Origin of the sequence: Pseudoalteromonas sp. Of7M-16, from assembly GCF_022347805.1 — a bacterium.
GTDB lineage: Bacteria > Pseudomonadota > Gammaproteobacteria > Enterobacterales > Alteromonadaceae > Pseudoalteromonas > Pseudoalteromonas luteoviolacea_F.
Map to the genome: position 1 here is coordinate 107,210 of NZ_JAKRFY010000001.1, position 20,670 is coordinate 127,879.

Here is a 20,670-nt window from a genome sequence, read left to right on the forward strand (position 1 = left end):
ATTTTTTATTTCCTGAATAAACTTGAAATAAGGGCTAATAGCGCAAATACAAGTAAAACTTACTAATCTAGTTGAAAGTTATGACGTATATAAGCTGTCATATCAAGACTAGTTCAGCGAATTCAGAAGAGGAAAGATTATGGCTCAACATTTTGACTACATTGCTATTGGCGGTGGTAGCGGTGGTATTGCATCAGCAAACCGAGCGGCAATGCGTGGCGCAAAGGTCGCCCTTGTCGAAGCAAAACACATGGGTGGCACCTGTGTGAATGTCGGCTGCGTCCCTAAAAAAGTAATGTGGCATGGCGCACAAGTTGCCGAAGCCATTAAACTGTATGCACCAGATTATGGCTTTGACGTTGAGCTAAAAAACTTTGATTGGGCTAAATTGGTCGAAAGCCGTGAAGCATATATCGGCCGTATTCACCAAGGCTACAACAAGTACCTTGCCAGCAATGGCGTGACAGTGATCAACGGCTTCGCCAAGTTTATCGACAACAAAACCATAGAAGTCAACGGTGAACAGTATACCGCCGATCATATTTGTATCGCAGTAGGCGGTCGTCCAAGCATTCCAAATATTCCGGGCGCAGAGCACGGCATCGACTCAAATGGCTTCTTTGAACTCAATGAACAACCTCGTCGCGTTGCCGTCATAGGCGCAGGCTACATCGCAGTTGAATTAGCCGGTGTGTTGCATAGCTTGGGAACTGAAACCCACTTATTTGTCCGAAAACATGCCCCGCTGCGTAATTTTGACCCCATGATTGTTGAAACCCTCACCGAGGTGATGGATAAAGAAGGCGCAACATTGCACACCAATGCCACACCAAAAGCATTAGTAAAAGAAGCAGACGGTTCAGTCACGCTGCAACTTGAAAACGGCGAGTCTCACACCGTTGATCAAGTTATTTGGGCAATCGGCCGTGAGCCTGTGACAGATCTCATTAACCTTGATGCTACTGATGTAGAAACCACTGAGAAAGGGTATGTCAAAGTCGATGAGTGGCAAAACACCTCAGTGTCTGGCATTTATGCGCTGGGTGACATTATGGAAGGTGGCATTGAGCTAACGCCAGTAGCGGTTAAAGCAGGCCGAATGCTGGCAGAGCGCCTGTTCAACCCAGAATTGCCAAATGCTAAAATGGACTACAACCTAGTACCTACCGTGGTATTTAGCCACCCACCGATTGGCACCATTGGACTCACTGAGCCTGAAGCAATCGCTCAGTACGGTGAAGAGAACATCAAGGTTTATAACTCCACCTTTGCAGCTATGTATACAGCGGTTACACAACACCGCCAGCCATGTCGCATGAAGTTAGTTTGCGCAGGACCAGAAGAAAAGGTCATCGGCTTACACGGCATCGGCTTTGCCGTTGACGAAATGATCCAAGGCTTTGGCGTTGCCATGAAGATGGGCGCTACCAAAGCCGACTTTGATTCAGTCGTGGCTATCCACCCAACAGGCTCGGAAGAGTTTGTTACTATGAGATAACTCCCACAGCCAAACTACAGAGCGCGGACGCCAAGTACCGCGCTTGATACTCTATACCACGCCCTTCAAACACTTTATCAACCGCTATTCAGCCGAGTAAATATAAACATTATTCACTGTCACAGCTCACGCCGCTCTGCAATCACCTCACAGCACTAACCCCTCACAACACTACGTCCCTATATGACATTTCTATTAAACGTTATTGCGGCATATTGTCTAAATGAGTTCCTCCCCCTACAATCTGGTCTAGACCAAAATAAAACAAGTTAGAACTATGAATCACTACTTATTGTTAACGCCGGGCCCTTTGACTACATCCGAATCCGTAAAAAAAGCCATGTTGAAAGATTGGTGTACTTGGGATGATGATTACAACCTTGATGTTGTACAAAAAATTCGCCAGACCTTAGTTGCTTTGGCCACACCGTCAAACGATTACTCTAGTGTATTGATGCAGGGCAGTGGTACAGCATCTGTCGAGTCTGTATTAGGCAGTGCGATATTGCCTGATGACAAACTACTGGTGATCAATAACGGCGCTTATGGCAAACGTATGGTTGAGATCTGCCAAGTTCTCGGGTTGAACCATGAGGTATTGTCATTTAAAGAAACTCAAGCACCTGACTTAGCGCTGATAGCAGACACTTTAGTACAAGATCAGTTTAGCCACTTAGCCATGGTGCACTGCGAAACCACCACAGGCATGTTAAACCCACTCGAGCAGGTTGCTAAGCTGTGTAACCAACATCAGGTGCGTTTTATTCTCGATGCCATGTCGAGCTTTGGCGGGATTGACATGGACGTAGCTGCGCTCAATATCGAGTTTTTAATAAGCTCAGCCAACAAGTGTATTCAAGGCGTCCCCGGGTTTGGTTTTGTGATTGCTAAACAAGCTGCGATAACGCGCTGTAAAGGGAATGCAAAGTCGCTCAGTCTCGATTTATACGATCAATGGCATACCATGGAACATGCCAATGGCAAATGGCGTTTTACTTCTCCAACCCACGTTGTAAGAGCCTTTGCCCAAGCGCTGATGGAACTGGAAGAGGAAGGTGGCGTATCAGCTCGACAAGCCCGTTATACACAAAACCAACAGCTTTTGTGCCACGGCATGCACGAACTTGGCTTTAACGCTTTACTGCCGACCGACATGCACTCGCCCATCATTACATCATTTTATTCGCCGACCGAGCCTGAGTATGATTTTAAGCGCTTTTATCAGGCCCTTAAAGCGCTTGGATTTGTGATCTACCCTGGCAAAGTCTCCGATGCAGATTGCTTTCGCATTGGCAATATCGGGGAAGTATACCCTGAAGATATTGCCCGATTGTTGTCGGCTATTGCGCAAGCAAAGTATTGGTAGCGCATCAAAAAAGGCCGCAGTTGCGGCCTCTTTCAATCTTAGTGTTTGGTAAAATTTACTGACTGTTATTTACTATCCACTTCAATTTCTATCGTACTGTGCACCCAGTATTCCAAATTATAATCTATTAGTTTATCCAGTTGATTAAAGCGCTGACGAATGATCTTCAAACACAGTGCCCCTTTATTGACATTGAGGAGCTCAGCTTTGTCATCCGGTATTGCGGTCACAATCAAGCTACTGCGTTCATGGGTCACATTAACCCCATAATCTTGCTCAAATATGGTGGTAATTGAGCCCTCTAGTGGTTTATGTTGTAAGTCATCAAATTGGGATGCAAGGCAGTATATTTCTTCTACCATCACAGGCCGCTCATCCAATGAACGCACACGACATATCTTATGAAACTCACCCGGTGAGCCCAGTTCAAAAGCATCATTGATCACCTCACTTGCGGCCGTAGTTTCAAATGAAACCAGCTGAGTTAACGGCGTAAAGTGTTGCTCTTGGGCCAATTGATAAAAGTTGACCTTTTTAACGGGATCCCACTTTAATCTTGGTGGGCAAATAAACCAGCCCTTGCGATTTTGTCGATAGATAATCCCCTCCGCTTCGAGCCGAGTGAGTGCCTCTCTCACCGTAATGCGTGTCGAGTTAAATTTTTCCAACAACTCGCGTTCTGAGGGGAGCTTTTTAAGCTCGGAATGTTCCGCAATCAGTGCAAATAAATATTGCCGAATTTCTTGATAGAGCAGCATAGGTCCCTAATTTCCTGTTAACACTTGTTTTGTTATCGCTAACCATGGTGAAAGTGACGTCTCGATGGCCTGATGAGGTTTGCCTAAATCATCGTAGCGCCTCAGTTCCATCGCCTGTGAAAAGCAAGCGAGCTGTTCAAAATCACGTGCTTCACTGTCTGTCATTGGTCCGCCTTGCTGTTGCAAAGTTTGCCGGCTCGCATTTGACAATGCGTCTGTCCCGCTGCGCCGCGCGGCATACCGTTTTGCCTCGATATGATAGCGAATTGGTAGATAAACGCTAGCGGCAAAGCCCTTTTGTTGTAACCAATTACTTGCCAAGATGTCGTGGTCGATATGGCCCCATTGATCTAACCCCGCCAATTGATTTTTATCTGCAATAAAATGCCCAATATCATGTAAAAAAGCAGCACATACCATGGTTTTCGGCGCATTTTGTTGTTGCGCATGCCAAGCGCTGCTGATGGCGTGCGTACGTTGGTCGCACGCTTCGCCGTAGGTTTTATCACCAAATTGCTTAAACAAGTGTGCGATGTCTGTAATGGCACTGTCGATCATTTGTCTGCTTTTCCTGCCGCGGCTGCCAACTTTGCCATTTGGCTATCAATCCACCACGGCGCTTTGTTTGCATCTTCAAAACGCTCTTTTCGCTGCACTGAACGCTTGACTAATTGAGCGCCAAGATAACGAATTGGTTCAGGCGGAAACGCCCCCAAAGGGCCTTTTGCCAAACCACACTGAGACCAAAAATTACTCTCGCCCAGCACCAATGACGACAATATTTCACCGCCTAAATAACTTTGCACGACGCCATTACCCGAATAACCCAAACCATAAAAAATATTTGGATTGTCATTGAGCCGACCAAAAAATGGTAAGCCCGTGGCCGAGCGATCTGAAGCCCCCGTCCAACTGGTTTCAAAGCCAGCATCTAATGCAGGAAATAAACGTCGAAAGCTATTGCGCAGCATAGGTTCAAACGCACTTTTTTGCTCAAATGCAGGTAGCATTTTGTTTGAATAGGCAAACAAATTGCCACCCTTACCCAACATCAACCTGCCATCAACGCTGGTTCTGTAGTAGTGAACAAATATTCGCGAGTCCGCGACTGCTTTTCCATGGGATAAACCTATGTCCGCCAACGCCTCGTGTTGTGGCTTTGTGATCACCATATCCGAAGACACCAACACATAGTGACGATTAAAGCGCGGAAACATCTGTCCCATCCAGCCGTTGATCGCCATGACGACTTTTTTGGCTTTCACACTGCCCTGTTTGCTTTCCACCCTCGGGCTAACGATTTCATGCAAGCGCTCCATGGGAGTATTTTCGTAAATATTTACACCCAAAGCCAAAGCCACTTTTTTCAGTCCGAGTACTAACTTCCCCGGATGTAAACTTCCAGCCGCGTCAGTCGATATTGCAGCCAGAGTCTGAGCGCTACCAGAGAGTTCAACGGCTTCATTGGATGTTAACTGCGCCCAGCGATTAATGCCGTACTGCGCTAACAAGGAAAGTGGTTGGTACAAGTTGCGCACTTGCGCATCATTTGTCGCAGTATAAATTGCACCGTCAACACGCACATCGGCATCTATTTTGTGGTGCTCGCAAAAGTGCTGAATTGCAAATACCGCTTGCTCTGATGCTTGAACAAGCTGTACGGCTTCACTGACACCAAACAATCTGATCAAGGTATTGAGTTTTGTCGCAAAGGTTAACATACAGCCACCATTGCGCCCTGATGCGCCTTGCCCACAACGTCCCTTTTCTAGCACAGTGACATCGGTATTGGGCGACTGCTGCTTTATCTTGATGGCAGTCCAAAGGCCTGTATAACCGCCGCCAACAATGCACACATCGGTATTGATATTGGCGGTTAATGGCGGCATTGCTTGATCATCAGTCTGTGTTAATGCCTGCTTAAACCAAAAAGGTTGCGTGTGACTCATGGACGTAAGTATCTCGCTCTTTTTGCCATAATTTGTTGGATCACAGGAATTGCATCAGCCAGTGAATCAACAACAAAGTGGGCACCCGCTTGAAACAGCTCACTGTATGCTTTTTCTCTTAACAGGCTCTGTTCCTGTGCAGACAAATCTCGCCACTCAGCCTCGGTCAAACCAATTGCATTGCCAGTTACTGCAAGGCCCACTGTCCACATGCCTGCACGCAGCCCCTCTGTAATACCTGGCGCTGAATCATCAAACTTAATGCAGTTTGCAACGTCATTGATCCCTAACTTTTGTACGTTCTCCAATGCCATCCAAGGGCCTGGTCTTGAACCTATGGTGTCATCACTGGCCACCCAGTAATCCGGCGTATACCCTTGTTTGGCTGCTTCTGGCACTAAGATTTCCATCACTTCCCGTGGGTAACCTGAGCAAGATCCCACTTTTATTTGCTGCGCCTTTAACCAACTGATGGTGTCTAACGCTCCGTTGATAGGTGTTGCGTGTTGTGCAACTTTGGCTTTTTGCAGCGGCATAAACGTTTGATAAATTTCATCGACAATGTCGTCTGTCATTGCTTGACCAAACTTAGCTTGCCAACGCTTGTCTACTGATGGCAATTGACCCAGTGTTTTGATGTGATCCCACTTGCCCATTCCCATCGGCACACGCGCCTCGGCAAGGGAAATATCAAAATCATAGGCCTGTTTAAACGCTTCAACAAAAATGGTTGTCGGGGCAACAGAGCCATAGTCGACGACTGTGCCAGCCCAATCTAAAATAACGGCTTCAATGTGATTCATGTGTTTTCCTTATAAATAAGTTGGCGAGTATTAGCTGATAGTTCTTTGGGTTTTGAAGCCAAAGGTCTCGTGTTATCTTCTGGGCGCGGTGTTTGTGATGAGGGCTTGTTTCGCAGTAATCGAATACTGAAATATCCCATTGACGCCATCACCAGCGCGCCCCCTAAGATTGCGACCAAGTAACAAAGGTGGATAAAGAATTCGAGCCAGCTGATATCCGGCGATGCAAACGTTCTGTATAGCAGCATACTGACGCTACCTAGGTAACCTGCGGAGTCAGCGAGATAAATTAAAAAACCCGCATTGGCAGTAGAGCCAACCGCGGAGATCATGCGGTCAAATAAAAAGCAGTTGTAAGGTATGTAAGCTATATATAGCCCAGCGCCTAACCACACCATCCAAGTTTTGCCATCGATCCACTGTTGTTCAAAGGCGTAGGTTGTGCCACCTAAAAGTACACAGCCCAATAAGATAAAGCCGTGGTTACTTAAAAAGGCGTTGGTATTGTTTTTAATCATTACCATGGCAGCCAATACCAACAACACAACCCCGGCAATACGAATCCCAGCATAGGCAAATATCGCTGGCTCTTCACCGTGTCCCAAGGCCTGCCATATCTCCGCTGAAAAGTTATCGCGAAAATCTCGCAGGCCGGTAAACAGTAAAAAGCTGGTGATAAGGAGCAATATGCCGGGGGCATAACGTAAAAAAAATGCCAACCGCTGCTCTCCATTCATCGGCGCCCGCGCTTGACGTGCTGCTTTATCACTCGTTGACGGGGGCGGTGTTTGCGCCAAAAAATACACAGACAAAAACAGTGGCACAGTGAAAATTGCACCTGTGGCTGCTGGCATCCAATATTCAGTGACATTGAGTTCTAGGATCAGCCACTGCCCGACGGTACGCACTAAGCCAGAGGCAACTATAAACGTGACACTTAAAAAAGCCCCGAGGATCTCAGAAGTTTTTCTGCCTTCCAGAAAGCTAAAAACTATGCCCCAAATCATGCCCAGCGGAACACCGTTTAAAAACATCATCAGCGGTTTAAAAGGCTCAGGGACCAAGGCAAACAGTACCAAGGCGAATTGCGCCACTAACACCAGCGACAACAGGGCCGCCGCTCTGCGATTGGCTGTAAGTTCAGACACGACTTTGATACCAATGAATTTTGACAATAAATAGCCAAAAACTTGCGCAAGTACCAAGGCAATTTTGAAATCGAGTACCCCCATAAAAGCATCAACTTGCTCAAACTTGCCCACTGAAAAAGGTTTGCGAAACGCATACATGCAAAAGTAAGTCATAAATGCCGCTGACGAAGCATAAATTACAAACACAACCGTGTTACTGCGCTGAAGAAAGTTACTGATTAGAGACATTGATCACTTACCTAATATTGAGAGAAGCTGGGAAGGTTAGCCTTCCCAGTTGACAGCGCGATTAAAAGAAGTCGTATTTGAAGCCAACTTGACCACGGATCCCGTAGTATTCAATTTGGTTTGGACGACGTTCTGAGCCAGTGAAGTATTGCAGTGGCTCATCGGTGAGATTATTGAGCTCAATGTAGATCATGGCATTGTCATTGATGTAGTAAGAAGCGGTGGCATCCACACTGGTATAGTCACCATAATAAGTATCTAACATGGTATTGCTACCGTGATCTTCGATGTACTCACCTTTGTGGTTTACTGCGATACGAGCGGCAAAGTTACCATCATCGTAATACAGCGCAACGTTGTATAACTCATCGGCCTGACGAGAGATCTTCACTTTGTCGCTGCGATTTGGGATCTCCATCTCAGAGTCCATCAAAGTAAAGTTAAAGCTCATACCAAAGTCATCGAGTGACTCATTGATAAATGCCAAGCTTGAGTTGGCGGTAAACTCAACACCATGTAGCCAAGCATCATCACCATTTAACGGGCTTTTTACCGTTACCGAGTTACCGCGGTAACTGCCTTGATAACTCTGAGAAAAAACCGGGTCAATGATCTGTTTGTAGAAGTAACCAACAGCAATTACCCCGGCATCATCAAAGTAGTGCTCGTACATCAAGTCGACATTATTTGAATAGGTTGGGTCTAACTCAGGATTACCTGCGCGTAACTGGTTTTCCATTTCCAAGTAGGTTGCGCCGGGTGATAATTGACCAAAGTCAGGGCGTGCAAAGGTACGCGTTAATGCGAATCGCACATTAGTCATATCATCTTGATGGTAGGTAACGTGAACCGATGGCAACACAGACCAATAATCTTTGCCACCTTGTTCAGGTTCCACGCTAGTACCTTGATCATTCTCCACCGCGACATAACCATATACATCGGTTTTGGTTTGTGTCGCGCGCACACCGCCTACAACAGTCCAGTATTCAGACGGCTTATAAGTCGACATACCATATAAGGATAAATGGCTTTCTTCTAAGTCAAAGTTCCGACTCAAACCGCCACCATTTGCCACGACCTCAGAGTCACCATCTAAGAAATTCAACTTGTGTTTATTATCACCCCACCAGCGCTTTAAATCGTTTACTGGGATCACTTGTGAAAAGTGCTTTTGATAATCATGGGAAAAGTTATCGAGAAATTCACCGCGACCTGGCTGGTCAACCAAGCTCACACCTAAGTCTTTGGCCACTTGAGAGAGTGTCGGAGTGGGACCAAACTGCTCTTCATTCCAGCCATAAAACTTGTCGTAAAAATTGGCGTTACGCTCTTTATCACGGTATTTAAAACCGGTTTTTAGCTCAAGTTGATCTGAATATGTGTGAATAAGATCTAGTTGAGCAACGATCTTATCCCTTTCTTGAATATCAATACCGTACAGTTCAACATCCGCTAACACGGCTTTGTCAGGATCCATCACCCAGTCACTCGGCAAGTGCATGCCAATACCACGGGCGGGATCAGTACCGCCATCAATGGTGTTGTATACTAAATTGCTTCCTACATCTTGGCCATTTCGCACACCAACTTGATTATCAAATTCAACACCTTGCTTAAACTTTACGACGTAGTAAGCATTGTCTTCACCATTTGGAATATCGCCATATTCAAACTGATTGTCATAGGTGCTTAACTTCCACTCTACTCGGGTGTTGAAATCAATATCGTATTCACCACCAAGCTCAAATCCTTTCATTTCGGTGATCAATTCATCGTATATATGCTGAAGCTCTACGCGGTTTTTGTTATAGCGAACACGGTGTTTGTAGTGAGTTTCTTCATCTGACAAGGTGCCATACATGGCCGACGCATACACTAAGCCATTGTCCAGTAGATACTCACCCGACATATTTAAACCGTAGGTTTTACGTGTTCCAGTGTAGTCGCGCAGCTCTAGACGATGCACACCTGCAATGCCGTCATCATCGATTGCTCTGCGAGGTTCATAATTATCGGTTGCCCAATCACGCTCCCACGCCGTGGCGTTGATCAAAAAGCCAAATTTATCGTCCTCAGAGCGGTCGCCATATAGCATGTTAAATGAATAACTGCCCCCTTCTGCTTTTTCAGCACCACCAACTCCCACGTTCACCGATAACATGCGCTCATCTGGTGCACGGCGCGTAACGAAGTTGATGTTACCGCCAATTGCGTCCCCTTCCATATCGGGCGTGATCGCTTTTGAGACCTCAACCAACTCAATCATATCAGTAGGGAAAAAATCAAAAGCCACAGCACGACTTGTGGTTTCTTCTTCTGCGGTAGGCAGGCGGTCGCCGTTCATTGAGGTCGAATTCCACTGAGAAGGTAGGCCGCGTATCGCAACAAAACGCCCTTCGCCTTGGTCGCGCTCAATCGACACACCCGGCATACGCTGAACAGCTTCGGCGGCATTACGGTCTGGCAGTTTTCCGATGCCATCAGCAGACATCACATTTTTAATGTTGTCCGACTCTTTTTGCATGTTAGTTGCCATCATGGCACCGCGACGCATGTGACCAACTGCCACCACTTCCTCCATGGTGGCTTCATTGATATTTAAACTTAAACTACCTAAATCCAACATTTCGCCATCAACGACTGTAATATCAAAATCAGATGACGGATAACCTAAATACTCAACACGCAATGTGTGCTTACCAGCAGGCAAACGAGATAAGTTAAATTGCCCTTGATGATCTGTCGACGTTTTTGATTTTGTGCCGACAACTGAAATTTTTGCTCCTGATAAAATGCCTGACGCATCAGTCACTAAACCTGTTATCGAACCATCAGCTAGCGCAGAAAAACTGCTCATCGCCAATACACCCGCCGCAATAGATGTTAGTTTGTTCATGTTTACCCCGAGAAAGTGAGTTTAATATTTATTGGTCTAGACCAGATTTTTAGGAACAGTGTATGGGGCATGTGTGACATTAATATGTCGCATTTTTTAAACTGTGATTAATCGGGACATATTACCCAAGCTAATTTGGGTATGTTTATTTGCAGGAGAGGATTAAAAATATCATCGGAGTCTGTACTGAATTGACATGTTATCTATTGTCCATATGGGATTAAACAGCGGCCTACGGCGACTTTGTAAAGAGCTATTCACTCATTGAGACTAATATTTTGAGTGCGTGATCGACGCACTCAACTAACAAGCAGCGAGTTTAATTATACTTTTTTAACTGCTTGTTGAACTGCATCGGCGATTTCATCTGCAAGCGCTGGGTCCTTTACGGCTCTAGCCAAAGTCACGCCACCTATCAACATGGCAAGTGTTGCCCAAGCATTCGTGTCATTATCACCATCCAGCATATCTTTACCTTGATTAAAGGTCTCCACAACTTTTGTTAATTCATTTTGAAACACTTCCCGTGTTTCTTCACCAGAACGTACCACCTCAGGGGTCAGGCTTTGCAGTGCGCAGCTGTCACTCAGCTCACTGCATCTTTTTTCCCCTAAATAAAATGCTACAAACTCATCAAGCCACTGCTGTGCGTGTATATCTTGAAAGTGTTGAATTGCCAGCTCTGTTTGACGAACCCCACCAGTGACCACTTCGCGAAATGCTTTGGGCTTAGAACCAAAGTGTGCATAAAAAGCACCAGACGTGACACCTGCACCGCTTGCAAGCCCGTTGACACCCGCACCATCGTAGCCATATTGGCGAAAAGTTTTATGCATTGACTCCAAAATACGCTGGTGCGTTTGCTCTTTTTTACTCATCACGTAATTCCCCTCTACTTAGCGTAATCATCATTATATCAATTGAAATATAACGGTCACTATAAAATCGTTTGACAATATAGCGATCGCTATATTATGGTTTATATAGTGATCACTATATTTTAAACTAACCCTAATCAATTGGAGAAAATATATGCCACTTACACTGACACTCACAGAAGGCGCTTTGCCTGAAGGAACACTCAAACTGGCTGTTGCCAAAATTACAGATTCAATGCTGAAATGGCATGAACTCACGGATAACAAAGTGATGAAGCCCAATATCACGGCCATTGTGCAAACACTGCCGAAAAACTCAACGTTTTCAGGTGCAGAAGAGTTTTTAGGCGTATGGGTCGAGTGGAAAGTGCCCTCATTTGCATTCACCGAACGGGCAGTTCAAATCGGCTTTGGCAAAGAAGTAACCGAGATCATTCATCAACTTTCTGGGTATAGGCAGCCCAAAGAAAACATCTACATCAATGTCGTACATGCCGTGGATGGTTCATGGAACTTCAATGGCACCGCGATGACCAACGAGCAAATAGGACAAGCATTAGCCCTAGGTTGATTGGCCTAATACTGTGTCTATCAGTTTGATGTAAATAGATAGATTAGCGCCTTAACAGCCAAATTATATGCACTCGAATGGATGCTAGGTTTAAAGAAGTCCACCACAATTCGCAATGTTCATAATGTTGCAGGTTCGCGCTATTTGAAGTTGTGCAGATGAGCGAAATAAATGAACTTAAAAGCGGGCTCTGACAATAGCTTTGCGATATTTAACTTTGAGTCAGAGCCCCAGATAAACCTTGAATGTCATACCTATATTGGCAATTAACCACCTTGACATAATGTCACTGGTATTTTTCCTCCAAGTTGACATTTGACTAATTTAAAATCATCGGGTACAAATTTCATACAGAGCCATAACAAAACCGCACATGGTTCAATTTTTCACAGTGAAACATAAAATAAGGAAAGTTCTACAATGAAACTCACAATTAAGAAAAACAAACTCAAAGATCTGACGAAAAACGATGTGGTTATTTCTGACAAAGTAACACCGCAGATCGGTGGTGCTCTGCCGCCAGCAAGCCACTTTTGTGATACTAAAGGTCAATGCAACACCCATACTTGGGTGACTTTTTACTGCCATTAATGAAACAAGGAAATGAAAATGAAAATTCAATTAATCAAAAAAGATCTAAAACGCCTTACTAATGATGCCCAGTTTTTACCTGCAGAATTTACCCCAGAAGTAGCAGGCGGAAAACCAAGAGATTCGGCCTACACACACTTTTGTACTGTGTTAAGTGTGTGCCGCACACGCTAAAAACATGGTCGATAACCAAGCTGAAATAGGTTATCGACCTATCGACAATTCTTGTCTCGTATTAAGCATGTCAAAGCCTCACTTTTGATTTAAAGCTATCACTGTTTATTTCAGTAAAGACACATACAGATTTTGGCCTAAACCCCGCAAGCACTTCATAACAAACGTTGCTCGCAATCGCGTTATTATGGCCTTTATAAGCAAACCTAACTATTTAATGTTATTATCTTTTTCATAAAATCCGTTGCTATCTCGAATATCCAACCATCTACTGATACTGTATTACGAAGTATTTCTGTATCCTCCATAAAAAATTACATAATCCCATAAATCTCAAAGGACACACTATGAATGTAAAATCGCTTGTTGCCGCGCTCACCTGCACTTTCGTTTCCTACAGCAGTTACGCTGCCACCAATATTGCACAATTCATCGACAATCAAGGTAATACCAATATCAACACGCCATCTGCGACCCCTTATGTGTTTAACCATACAGATATTGGCTCCGTCAAAATTACCCAGCAAGGGAGTAAGTTTTTTGTAGAAGACGCCGGGATTTATCGTGTCAATTATTCGCTCAGTTGGCGCACGTCAGGTGTGGGCGCATCTGCAAGACGCCAAGTTAAAACTTACATACTGACCAATGGTACAGATATCTCCGCCACCTCTTACGAGTACGCACGAATTGAAAACTACGCTGAAAACGCCACCAACCAAGGTAATTTTTTACTTGAGTTAAATGCCGGCGATTACATTGAGCTTATCCACACTGCGTCATCAGACAACCTCAATGAAGCACTCTCAAATCCGGGCGAAAGCTGGATTGCTTTAGAGTTTGTCAGTACCAGAGAAGAAAACGGCCAGTATCCAAAATCGTGTTTAGAGATAAAACAAAATAAACCGTCAAGCAAAAGTGGCACCTATACCATAGATCCAGATGGCACTGACGGTGAAGCACACTTTGATGTGTACTGTGATATGGCCACAGAAGGTGGCGGTTGGACCTTGATCTCAAAGTATTCAGGTATTGGCGGTCAATGTAGCTATCCAGATTTTAACGCCTGTAATCTTGAAGGCATGTCACATGCAGGACTAACCCAAAGTGCCAAGTTAAACCACAATGCCATTATTGCGCTCGTAGATGGACGAAGCGACGTCCTGTTTAGAGCGAAAAGCACCTTTGACGATACAGTGATCAAAAGAGTGGATGGCGGTGACCCATTTGCCACAGTAAAAGTTGGCGACAAATTTGCCTGTCGAGATATCGCGCAATCAAATTGGCATAATTATTCAATTGACGGTCTAGTTCAATACCCGACACGTTTGACAACTTGGACCACGAACCTCACTTATGTTGGCAAAAGTGATCAAGTAACCCAGTGTGGCAACGGGATCACATTTGAAAGTGAGCGCTTTCCTGCACTGCATGCCATTGATGCGGGCTCTACCAGCGCGCCGACTGTACAGGGTGCCTTTTATATAAAATAAAACGGGCGCTCGCTTTGCTTTATGGTCAGCCTTAATTCTAGGCTGACCTGCTTATACCTCTGTTTTATCTCAATAAAACTACAGCTGCAATCAAGAAATAACGGGCTTTTATTTCCTTAGAGCAAATCTAGGGAAGTAAAAGTAGCCCGAACATCAGAATGATTTTTCCACAATTAAACACACTAATGCGCCGCCGTTTTCAAGCCTACTCCCCTTATCAGGTATACTTTTTATTGGCCCCATATTAATTACAACTAAAAATAAAAAGTAAGTTTTATAAAGGTAAATAAATTAACGAACGAGATATTAAGCGCAATTATCAATTACTTTGAAAAAGTAAAAATACAGAAAAATAGGGCCCTTCAAGCCTGTCACACGTAATGAAGTTTAATACATCTTTAATTGTGAACACTAAAAAGTTACAATACAAATTATTAGAACTCTAATTAAAAGAGTTTCTACCTACTAAAACAGGCAATGAGGGTCACATGAACACTTGCAAAGCAATGCCACTATTGCCGAATGACAATCAACATAAATTGTTGGCATTAGAGGTACTCGCCCAACATATTTGTGACAAAACACTTAGCCACATAGATCACACGGCCAGTGAACACGGCGCAACTAAGATTCTACTGAAAGTTCAAGAATCCAACTCTCTGCCTTTATTGTCTAATGGTTATCAAATAGAAGCGACAATCCCCAAGTTCTATAACAAAGAAGATGCCATATACGTCGCAAAATTCTTAGAAAACCAGCGTCAAATTGAACCTCAAGGGGAAGTATATGATGACGTATTGGATCACGTGATTGCTAGCACTGAAAGCTGGGGTAACGAGGAGCAAAATATCTCCTTGGCACGCCAAGCTCATAGCGCGGATGCTCGAAACATCGCAAAGTTATTCGCCAACAATAGAGCTGCATATTCGAATAAACAACATGATGAAGCCGCTGTGGTGGCAAATATCAGAGCAAAACATATCTACTTTGTGATCGAGTATTTAAACAATATAGTTGCAGTCGTGCACATCAAGCTCGATAAATCGACACACAGTGCCTTCATTCAAGAACTGGTTGTAGCAAACTTTGTAAAAAACCAAAGAATGGCCACAACACTCGTGGACTTTGCGCTCATGCAATTGCGCCACACAAACACTACAAAAATACACTGTCACTGCCTTTCAGGAGATTACGCCATGAATAAAGTGATGGCTCGCCACGACTTTAATTTTGGTGGGCGCTTAGCAAATCAACTTGTTATCAAAGACCAATTTCAATCTGTGAATATTTGGTCAAAACATCTAAATGCAGCCAATTGAACGCATTTAGTCCACTGCTTACATAGTTATTTTCACCTTTAAACTAGCAAAATAATTTGTAGTCTAATTAATAGAGTTTCACTATGAAAAAAGACAACTCCTTGCTCAATCTCCCCGTTTTTTACACCTCCTCAGCAGTTGTACTAGCGCTGGTGATTTTTGCCGTTTTAAGCCCATCTGCGGCTTCCTCATTATTTTCCATCACTCAGTCAGCTATTACCCAAAATGGCAGTTGGTTTTACGTTTTAACTGTCGCCATCATTTTAGGCTTGGTCGCGTATTTAAGTATGTCTCGATTTGGTGAGATTAAGCTCGGGCCAGACCATTCAGATCCTGACTACAGCTTCTCAACTTGGCTGGCTATGTTATTTGCCGCCGGTATGGGGATAGGGCTGATGTTTTTTGGTGTCGCTGAACCTGTTATGCACTTTGTTTCGCCACCAACGCAAGAGAGTGGTTCGCTAGAAGCCATTAAAGAGGCCATGAAAATAACCTTTTTCCATTGGGGTTTTCACGCTTGGGCCATCTATGCCATTGTTGCGATGATTTTGGCTTACTTTAGCTACCGTCACAAATTGCCACTGACGCTGCGTTCAGCGTTGTACCCTATCATTGGAGATAGGATCCATGGCGGAATTGGTCACGCAGTAGATATTTTTGCTGTGGTCGGTACCGTGTTTGGTGTTGCTACTTCACTGGGTCTAGGGGCGGCACAAGTCAATGCTGGACTCGCCTACTTATTCTCATTTGATGTCTCTGTACAAAATCAAGTCATCATCATGATCACCATCACTGCACTGGCGTCCGTATCTGTTGCAACAGGGTTAGATAAAGGAATAAAAATTTTATCGCAAACCAATATGATATTGGCCGTGGTATTGCTGGCACTTATTTTCTTTATCGGCCCAAGTGTATTTCTACTCCAAGCTTACGTGCAAAATGTAGGAGAGTATTTATCCGATATTGTGTCTACCACCTTTAACCTGTATGCCTATGAAAAGAAAGATTGGATAGGCGGTTGGACTATTTTCTACTGGGGTTGGTGGCTAGCGTGGGCACCTTTTGTCGGGTTGTTTATCGCTCGTATCTCCAAAGGCCGAACCATTCGTGAGTTTGTCATTGGCGTAACCTGTATTCCAACCGCTTTTACCCTGTTGTGGATGACCATTTTTGGCAATTCAGCATTGGCGATGATTTATGAGCAGAGTAAAACGAGCATATCAGACATGGTGAGTAACAACTCCGCTGTGGCGCTGTTTGTATTTTTAGAAAACTTCCCAATGTCGGAGTTTTTGATCGGTCTATCTATCATTATGATTGTGGTATTTTTTGTTACTTCATGTGATTCTGGGGCTATGGTTATTGATATGCTGTGTTCAAACGGTAATAACAATACACCGCTGTGGCAACGCCTGTTCTGGTCCATCGGTGTTGGTGTTGTTGCAGCTTCGCTAAGCCTTGCAGGCGGTTTAGATGCGCTACAAACGTTGACGATTGTCAGTGCCCTCCCCTTTTCATTGGTATTACTGGTCGCTTGTTATGGGCTGATCCGTGCACTGCGTATTGATGACGCCAAACGCAGTACACATACTATGCCCATGACTTTTGATAACCAGGTAAACGATGAACAAACTTGGCAAGAAAGCTTAGCGCTACTCATCGCGACACCAGCTAAAGGCAAGGTCGACAAGTTTATTCTAAAAGACGTGAAACCTGCACTAAAAAAAGTCCGTGATGAATTTGATAATAACCAAGTGGATGCTGAGGTTAAGGTGAACAATGCCGCGGTGATCTTGACCGTGCATCATGGCGATGAACATGACTTTGTCTATGGCGTATACAAAAGTGAGGCTCTGCAACCGGACTTTACCCAAAATGATATCACTGATAGCGACTCATACTATCGGGCTGAAGTGTATTTAAGTGAAGGCGGCCAAAACTATGACATTATGGGCTGGTCAGAAAGTGCAATTATCAATGATGTGCTAGCACAGTACCAAAAGCACCTCCACTTTTTGAATGTGCTACGAGAGTAGCACTTCTATTTATTTTCCCGATTCGGTTTGGCTCATCGGTGCGATTTCAAGCACCGGTGCAGCATCAAGCTCATTGGCATCCATCATGGTTGCGATACGCTGCATGGAAGACAACAACAAAGATTGCTCCCACTCTTCTAGTTCACAAAAATTCTGAATAAAGTGCTCTTGCAATGGTTGCGGTGCATCAATTAGTAAACTTTTTCCCTGCTGGGATAAAAATAAACTCACACGACGCTTATCCAAAGAACTACGCACTCGCTCCACGATATTTCGACTCTCTAGGCGGTCAAGTATATTCGTCACGGTCGCGGCACTGAGGTTAACATTTTTGGCAATTTGGCTTGCCGTCACACCTTTAACTCGCGCTATTTCTTGCATAATAAGTAGTTGAGGACCCGTTAACCCCGATGACTTATTGAGCTGTTTAGAGTGCAAGTCAATGGCACGGATCACTTTTCTTATTGAGACTAATAGTTCTTCGTACTTTTCCATTTAATAACGCTACCGATAAATACCAACAACCGCAGTATAATCCGATTAAACCCGTTGAACCACAATAATTAAGCACTACAAACTCGGGATCATGAAGTGCTTAAATAACGCGCCACTAGCTTGTCTAAGAACAATGCTAGCATCTTGTTCATATGCGTGTAGTCATGAGCGATGATGTGCTCAGGTGGCTCGACAAAACGGTCACTACCTGCATCACTGAAATCCTCATTCTCTATCAACATACCAACCACTTCAGTGGTTAACTCCAAGTGACACTGAAATCCATATACCAACGGTTGATACTCAACAATTTGCCTTGGGCACCCACTACTGCTTGCTAGCACCTTTGCGGATGCCGTTAAGCCAGGCATATCATTGTGCCAATGCCCCACCTCCATACTTGGCGAAAAATGATTGAACAAGGGATGGCCGCAGCCTTCATCGCTCAGGACTATGGGAAATTTACCAATCTCTCGCTCTGGGCTAGGTTCAAATTTTGCGCCTAGCGCTTCACCAATCAATTGCGCGCCTAAGCAAACACCGATGACCATTTTGTTTTCTTTGATAGCGCGTGCAATGACCGCCTGCTCTGCTTGGGCATTAAAATGAGGGCAATCCAAAGCGCTGGTTGCTGGGCTTTGCGGCCCTCCCATAACCACCAACATGTCTATATCATCATTACACTGTGGCAGCGCTTGCCCCTCATAGAGACGAGAGTAACTGATCTTCGCGCCTATTGAATTACCCCAATCTTCAAATGCGCCGGGCGCTTCAAAATGTTCGTGTACAATAAAGTGGATCCGCATCACTTTGCTCCTGTCATTGCTTGATGCGATTATCCTATAACAATTTGCCCTGGCTTAATTTAAACTAAAAGACATAAAACATCGAAAAACCGCCAACAGTATGGATGCCAATCAGCTCATAGCACAACACCCTGACCAAGCAGCTTTCTCAAAGCACCTTATCATGCCAGCGGGTTTCGTCGATAAATGGCATCAGCATCCATGGCATCAGGTGATATTTCCGCGCTCGGGGTTAATACAATCACAAAGCGATGGCAACCAGGTGGTACTGCCCCATAACGCGTTACTTTTTGTGCCTGCCAACACTTGGCACGCCTCTGAGGCTATTTGTGATACCCAATTCTTAGCTGTGTATATCAATCCTAGTATAGAAGTCGGGTTTCCTGCACATGCTCAAACTTGTTTAGTAACCCCTTTTTTAAAAGCCCTTATTTTGGAAATAATTGGTCAGATTGAAAATGCAAAAGCGCAGATAATACATCATCTTTTGCAAGTACTGGGCGACCAGCTAGCCACAGCACAAGCGTATACTATCCCCCTGCTTACGCCAAAGGATAGACGTTTGAATGCACTCTTCACGACGCTAATCGATGCACCAGATACACCTTATACCCTCGCACAGTGGGCTCAACAAGTCGGCGCATCAGAGCGAACATTAAGCAGGTTAATTGCAAAGGAATTTAAGCAATCATTTAGCGCTTGGCGTCAACATATCCGCCTCGTTTTGTCACTGCGCCTGCTGCAAAGTGAGCGCAGTGTACATGACATCGCACTGACATTAGGCTATACATCTGACTCAGCCTATATATGCGCATTCAAAAAACTATTTAGACAAACACCGAATCAATATCGAAAGCTAACCCTTACCTCAAACCAATGAATCCTTATTCCTAGTACCCAGCTGTAAACACTTTACCAACATATTGAGCAGTCTCAGCCTCATCGATTAATGCACACGCAAAGTCTTGCCAAGAAATATGTGATTTACCTGTTTTGTCCACCACCAGCTCACCTTCACTCACTCTATACTGCCCCGTGCGCTCACCAACTCCTATCAAAGCTGAAGGGCTGGCGTAGCTCCAATTTTGATTGTGGTGGGCGACACAAAGCTGATATTGCTCAAAACAGGCTTGTGCTATGTCTTTCCAACCTGCGGGGACTAAGGATTCATCATTCAGTACCAGCTTGCCATCAGAATTAGGAACCGTTAAACAGGCCGCCCCTCCGACCAATAATAGTCGTGTATGTGTTTCTCTTAGCCCGGTTAACAAGGCTTCAGCAATATTGATAAGCTGTTTCTCTTGCCCTGCTGTTGGGCGCGTTGCACTGATCACTAAATCTTGCCCCTCACTGAGGCGGATCACATCGCCAATATTGTTCACATCACCTACTTGCGCAAACGCCTGCGCAGGTAGCTCTGCGACTTTACGTGGATCCCTTGTTACCGCGGTTACTTGGTGACCACGAAGGATAGCCTCGGCCACGACCGCTTGACCCACATTACCTGTTGCACCGAATACTGTGATACGCATTTGCTTCTCCTTTGAGTTATTTTGCGTTAACAACACACTCAATTTAACCTCTGGTGAGCGTTAAGAAATTAACCTAGGTTTAGTGCAAACAGAATTGAGTAAAAAAATAAAAATAATCTCAAAATA

At 44.5% G+C, this 20,670-nt stretch carries 19 protein-coding genes; 9 read left to right on the forward strand and 10 right to left on the reverse strand.

Features of this window, described 5'->3' with window-relative positions; all coding sequences use genetic code 11:
* The first annotated feature begins 139 nt into the window (after nucleotides 1-139).
* Nucleotides 140-1,498: a glutathione-disulfide reductase gene (gene gorA / locus MHN81_RS00485; protein ID WP_239424768.1), complete on the forward strand. Its 1,359-nt coding sequence runs from the start codon at nucleotides 140-142 to the stop codon at nucleotides 1,496-1,498.
* Between the two features lie 277 nt (nucleotides 1,499-1,775).
* Nucleotides 1,776-2,864 carry a 2-aminoethylphosphonate--pyruvate transaminase gene (phnW, locus tag MHN81_RS00490; RefSeq protein ID WP_239424769.1) on the forward strand — a complete coding sequence of 363 codons (1,089 nt, stop codon included), beginning with the start codon at nucleotides 1,776-1,778 and terminating at the stop codon, nucleotides 2,862-2,864.
* Between the two features lie 65 nt (nucleotides 2,865-2,929).
* Here phnW and MHN81_RS00495 read toward each other — a convergent pair whose 3' ends face one another.
* The 7 genes from MHN81_RS00495 to MHN81_RS00525 form a co-directional block, all read right to left on the reverse strand.
* The gene (locus MHN81_RS00495) at nucleotides 2,930-3,622 is read right to left on the reverse strand and encodes a UTRA domain-containing protein (protein ID WP_239424770.1); all 693 of its coding nucleotides are present in this window, start codon (nucleotides 3,620-3,622) and stop codon (nucleotides 2,930-2,932) included.
* Nucleotides 3,623-3,628: 6 nt separating this feature from the next.
* A complete protein-coding gene (locus tag MHN81_RS00500; RefSeq protein ID WP_239424771.1) occupies nucleotides 3,629-4,180 on the reverse strand; it encodes a phosphohydrolase in 552 nt (183 codons plus the stop codon).
* Nucleotides 4,177-5,571 carry an FAD-dependent oxidoreductase gene (locus tag MHN81_RS00505; RefSeq protein ID WP_239424772.1) on the reverse strand — a complete coding sequence of 465 codons (1,395 nt, stop codon included), beginning with the start codon at nucleotides 5,569-5,571 and terminating at the stop codon, nucleotides 4,177-4,179. The genes MHN81_RS00500 and MHN81_RS00505 overlap by 4 nt, the downstream gene beginning before the upstream one ends.
* The gene (gene phnX, locus MHN81_RS00510) at nucleotides 5,568-6,374 is read right to left on the reverse strand and encodes a phosphonoacetaldehyde hydrolase (protein WP_023399837.1); all 807 of its coding nucleotides are present in this window, start codon (nucleotides 6,372-6,374) and stop codon (nucleotides 5,568-5,570) included. Before phnX ends, MHN81_RS00505 begins: the two co-directional genes overlap by 4 nt.
* On the reverse strand, nucleotides 6,371-7,753 hold the full coding sequence (locus MHN81_RS00515; RefSeq protein ID WP_239424773.1) for a DUF5690 family protein: 1,383 nt from the start codon (nucleotides 7,751-7,753) through the stop codon (nucleotides 6,371-6,373). Before MHN81_RS00515 ends, phnX begins: the two co-directional genes overlap by 4 nt.
* 61 nt (nucleotides 7,754-7,814) lie before the next feature.
* The gene (locus MHN81_RS00520; RefSeq protein WP_023399835.1) at nucleotides 7,815-10,652 is read right to left on the reverse strand and encodes a TonB-dependent receptor; all 2,838 of its coding nucleotides are present in this window, start codon (nucleotides 10,650-10,652) and stop codon (nucleotides 7,815-7,817) included.
* A 323-nt stretch (nucleotides 10,653-10,975) separates the two neighbouring features.
* On the reverse strand, nucleotides 10,976-11,530 hold the full coding sequence (locus MHN81_RS00525) for a TetR/AcrR family transcriptional regulator (protein WP_239424774.1): 555 nt from the start codon (nucleotides 11,528-11,530) through the stop codon (nucleotides 10,976-10,978).
* Between the two features lie 154 nt (nucleotides 11,531-11,684).
* On the opposite strand from MHN81_RS00525, the gene MHN81_RS00530 reads away from it, so the two are divergent.
* From MHN81_RS00530 to MHN81_RS00555, 6 genes are all read left to right on the forward strand, one after another.
* Nucleotides 11,685-12,101, forward strand: coding sequence for a 4-oxalocrotonate tautomerase (locus MHN81_RS00530; RefSeq protein WP_239424775.1), 417 nt, complete (start codon nucleotides 11,685-11,687; stop codon nucleotides 12,099-12,101).
* 420 nt (nucleotides 12,102-12,521) lie between these two features.
* Nucleotides 12,522-12,692, forward strand: coding sequence for a hypothetical protein (locus tag MHN81_RS00535; RefSeq protein ID WP_023399832.1), 171 nt, complete (start codon nucleotides 12,522-12,524; stop codon nucleotides 12,690-12,692).
* Between the two features lie 18 nt (nucleotides 12,693-12,710).
* Complete coding sequence (locus tag MHN81_RS00540; RefSeq protein ID WP_023399831.1) at nucleotides 12,711-12,866, forward strand: hypothetical protein; 156 nt, start codon at nucleotides 12,711-12,713, stop codon at nucleotides 12,864-12,866.
* Between the two features lie 347 nt (nucleotides 12,867-13,213).
* Entirely contained in the window at nucleotides 13,214-14,356 is a 1,143-nt protein-coding gene (locus MHN81_RS00545) for a fibrinogen-like YCDxxxxGGGW domain-containing protein (RefSeq protein ID WP_239424776.1), read from the forward strand.
* A 488-nt stretch (nucleotides 14,357-14,844) separates the two neighbouring features.
* On the forward strand, nucleotides 14,845-15,675 hold the full coding sequence (locus MHN81_RS00550; RefSeq protein WP_239424777.1) for a GNAT family N-acetyltransferase: 831 nt from the start codon (nucleotides 14,845-14,847) through the stop codon (nucleotides 15,673-15,675).
* An 83-nt stretch (nucleotides 15,676-15,758) separates the two neighbouring features.
* Nucleotides 15,759-17,711: a BCCT family transporter gene (locus MHN81_RS00555; RefSeq protein WP_023399828.1), complete on the forward strand. Its 1,953-nt coding sequence runs from the start codon at nucleotides 15,759-15,761 to the stop codon at nucleotides 17,709-17,711.
* 9 nt (nucleotides 17,712-17,720) lie between these two features.
* Here the strand turns inward: MHN81_RS00555 and MHN81_RS00560 are convergent, their stop codons facing one another.
* Together MHN81_RS00560 and MHN81_RS00565 are read right to left on the reverse strand one after the other, a co-directional pair.
* On the reverse strand, nucleotides 17,721-18,206 hold the full coding sequence (locus MHN81_RS00560) for a MarR family transcriptional regulator (RefSeq protein WP_023399827.1): 486 nt from the start codon (nucleotides 18,204-18,206) through the stop codon (nucleotides 17,721-17,723).
* 89 nt (nucleotides 18,207-18,295) lie between these two features.
* Complete coding sequence (locus tag MHN81_RS00565; RefSeq protein ID WP_239424778.1) at nucleotides 18,296-19,012, reverse strand: glutamine amidotransferase; 717 nt, start codon at nucleotides 19,010-19,012, stop codon at nucleotides 18,296-18,298.
* Nucleotides 19,013-19,112: 100 nt separating this feature from the next.
* On the opposite strand from MHN81_RS00565, the gene MHN81_RS00570 reads away from it, so the two are divergent.
* The gene (locus MHN81_RS00570; protein ID WP_239424779.1) at nucleotides 19,113-19,892 is read left to right on the forward strand and encodes a helix-turn-helix transcriptional regulator; all 780 of its coding nucleotides are present in this window, start codon (nucleotides 19,113-19,115) and stop codon (nucleotides 19,890-19,892) included.
* Between the two features lie 10 nt (nucleotides 19,893-19,902).
* Here MHN81_RS00570 and MHN81_RS00575 read toward each other — a convergent pair whose 3' ends face one another.
* A complete protein-coding gene (locus MHN81_RS00575) occupies nucleotides 19,903-20,544 on the reverse strand; it encodes an NAD(P)H-binding protein (protein ID WP_239424780.1) in 642 nt (213 codons plus the stop codon).
* Nucleotides 20,545-20,670 lie beyond the last annotated feature (126 nt).

Bases quoted from the DNA above. Each gene is read 5' to 3' on its own strand.
- gorA (WP_239424768.1), top strand. From the start codon at position 140: ATGGCTCAACATTTTGACTACATTGCTATTGGCGGTGGTAGCGGTGGT.
- phnW (WP_239424769.1), top strand. From the start codon at position 1,776: ATGAATCACTACTTATTGTTAACGCCGGGCCCTTTGACTACATCCGAA.
- MHN81_RS00495 (WP_239424770.1), bottom strand. From the start codon at position 3,622: ATGCTGCTCTATCAAGAAATTCGGCAATATTTATTTGCACTGATTGCG.
- MHN81_RS00500 (WP_239424771.1), bottom strand. From the start codon at position 4,180: ATGATCGACAGTGCCATTACAGACATCGCACACTTGTTTAAGCAATTT.
- MHN81_RS00505 (WP_239424772.1), bottom strand. From the start codon at position 5,571: ATGAGTCACACGCAACCTTTTTGGTTTAAGCAGGCATTAACACAGACT.
- phnX (WP_023399837.1), bottom strand. From the start codon at position 6,374: ATGAATCACATTGAAGCCGTTATTTTAGATTGGGCTGGCACAGTCGTC.
- MHN81_RS00515 (WP_239424773.1), bottom strand. From the start codon at position 7,753: ATGTCTCTAATCAGTAACTTTCTTCAGCGCAGTAACACGGTTGTGTTT.
- MHN81_RS00520 (WP_023399835.1), bottom strand. From the start codon at position 10,652: ATGAACAAACTAACATCTATTGCGGCGGGTGTATTGGCGATGAGCAGT.
- MHN81_RS00525 (WP_239424774.1), bottom strand. From the start codon at position 11,530: ATGAGTAAAAAAGAGCAAACGCACCAGCGTATTTTGGAGTCAATGCAT.
- MHN81_RS00530 (WP_239424775.1), top strand. From the start codon at position 11,685: ATGCCACTTACACTGACACTCACAGAAGGCGCTTTGCCTGAAGGAACA.
- MHN81_RS00535 (WP_023399832.1), top strand. From the start codon at position 12,522: ATGAAACTCACAATTAAGAAAAACAAACTCAAAGATCTGACGAAAAAC.
- MHN81_RS00540 (WP_023399831.1), top strand. From the start codon at position 12,711: ATGAAAATTCAATTAATCAAAAAAGATCTAAAACGCCTTACTAATGAT.
- MHN81_RS00545 (WP_239424776.1), top strand. From the start codon at position 13,214: ATGAATGTAAAATCGCTTGTTGCCGCGCTCACCTGCACTTTCGTTTCC.
- MHN81_RS00550 (WP_239424777.1), top strand. From the start codon at position 14,845: ATGAACACTTGCAAAGCAATGCCACTATTGCCGAATGACAATCAACAT.
- MHN81_RS00555 (WP_023399828.1), top strand. From the start codon at position 15,759: ATGAAAAAAGACAACTCCTTGCTCAATCTCCCCGTTTTTTACACCTCC.
- MHN81_RS00560 (WP_023399827.1), bottom strand. From the start codon at position 18,206: ATGGAAAAGTACGAAGAACTATTAGTCTCAATAAGAAAAGTGATCCGT.
- MHN81_RS00565 (WP_239424778.1), bottom strand. From the start codon at position 19,012: ATGCGGATCCACTTTATTGTACACGAACATTTTGAAGCGCCCGGCGCA.
- MHN81_RS00570 (WP_239424779.1), top strand. From the start codon at position 19,113: ATGGATGCCAATCAGCTCATAGCACAACACCCTGACCAAGCAGCTTTC.
- MHN81_RS00575 (WP_239424780.1), bottom strand. From the start codon at position 20,544: ATGCGTATCACAGTATTCGGTGCAACAGGTAATGTGGGTCAAGCGGTC.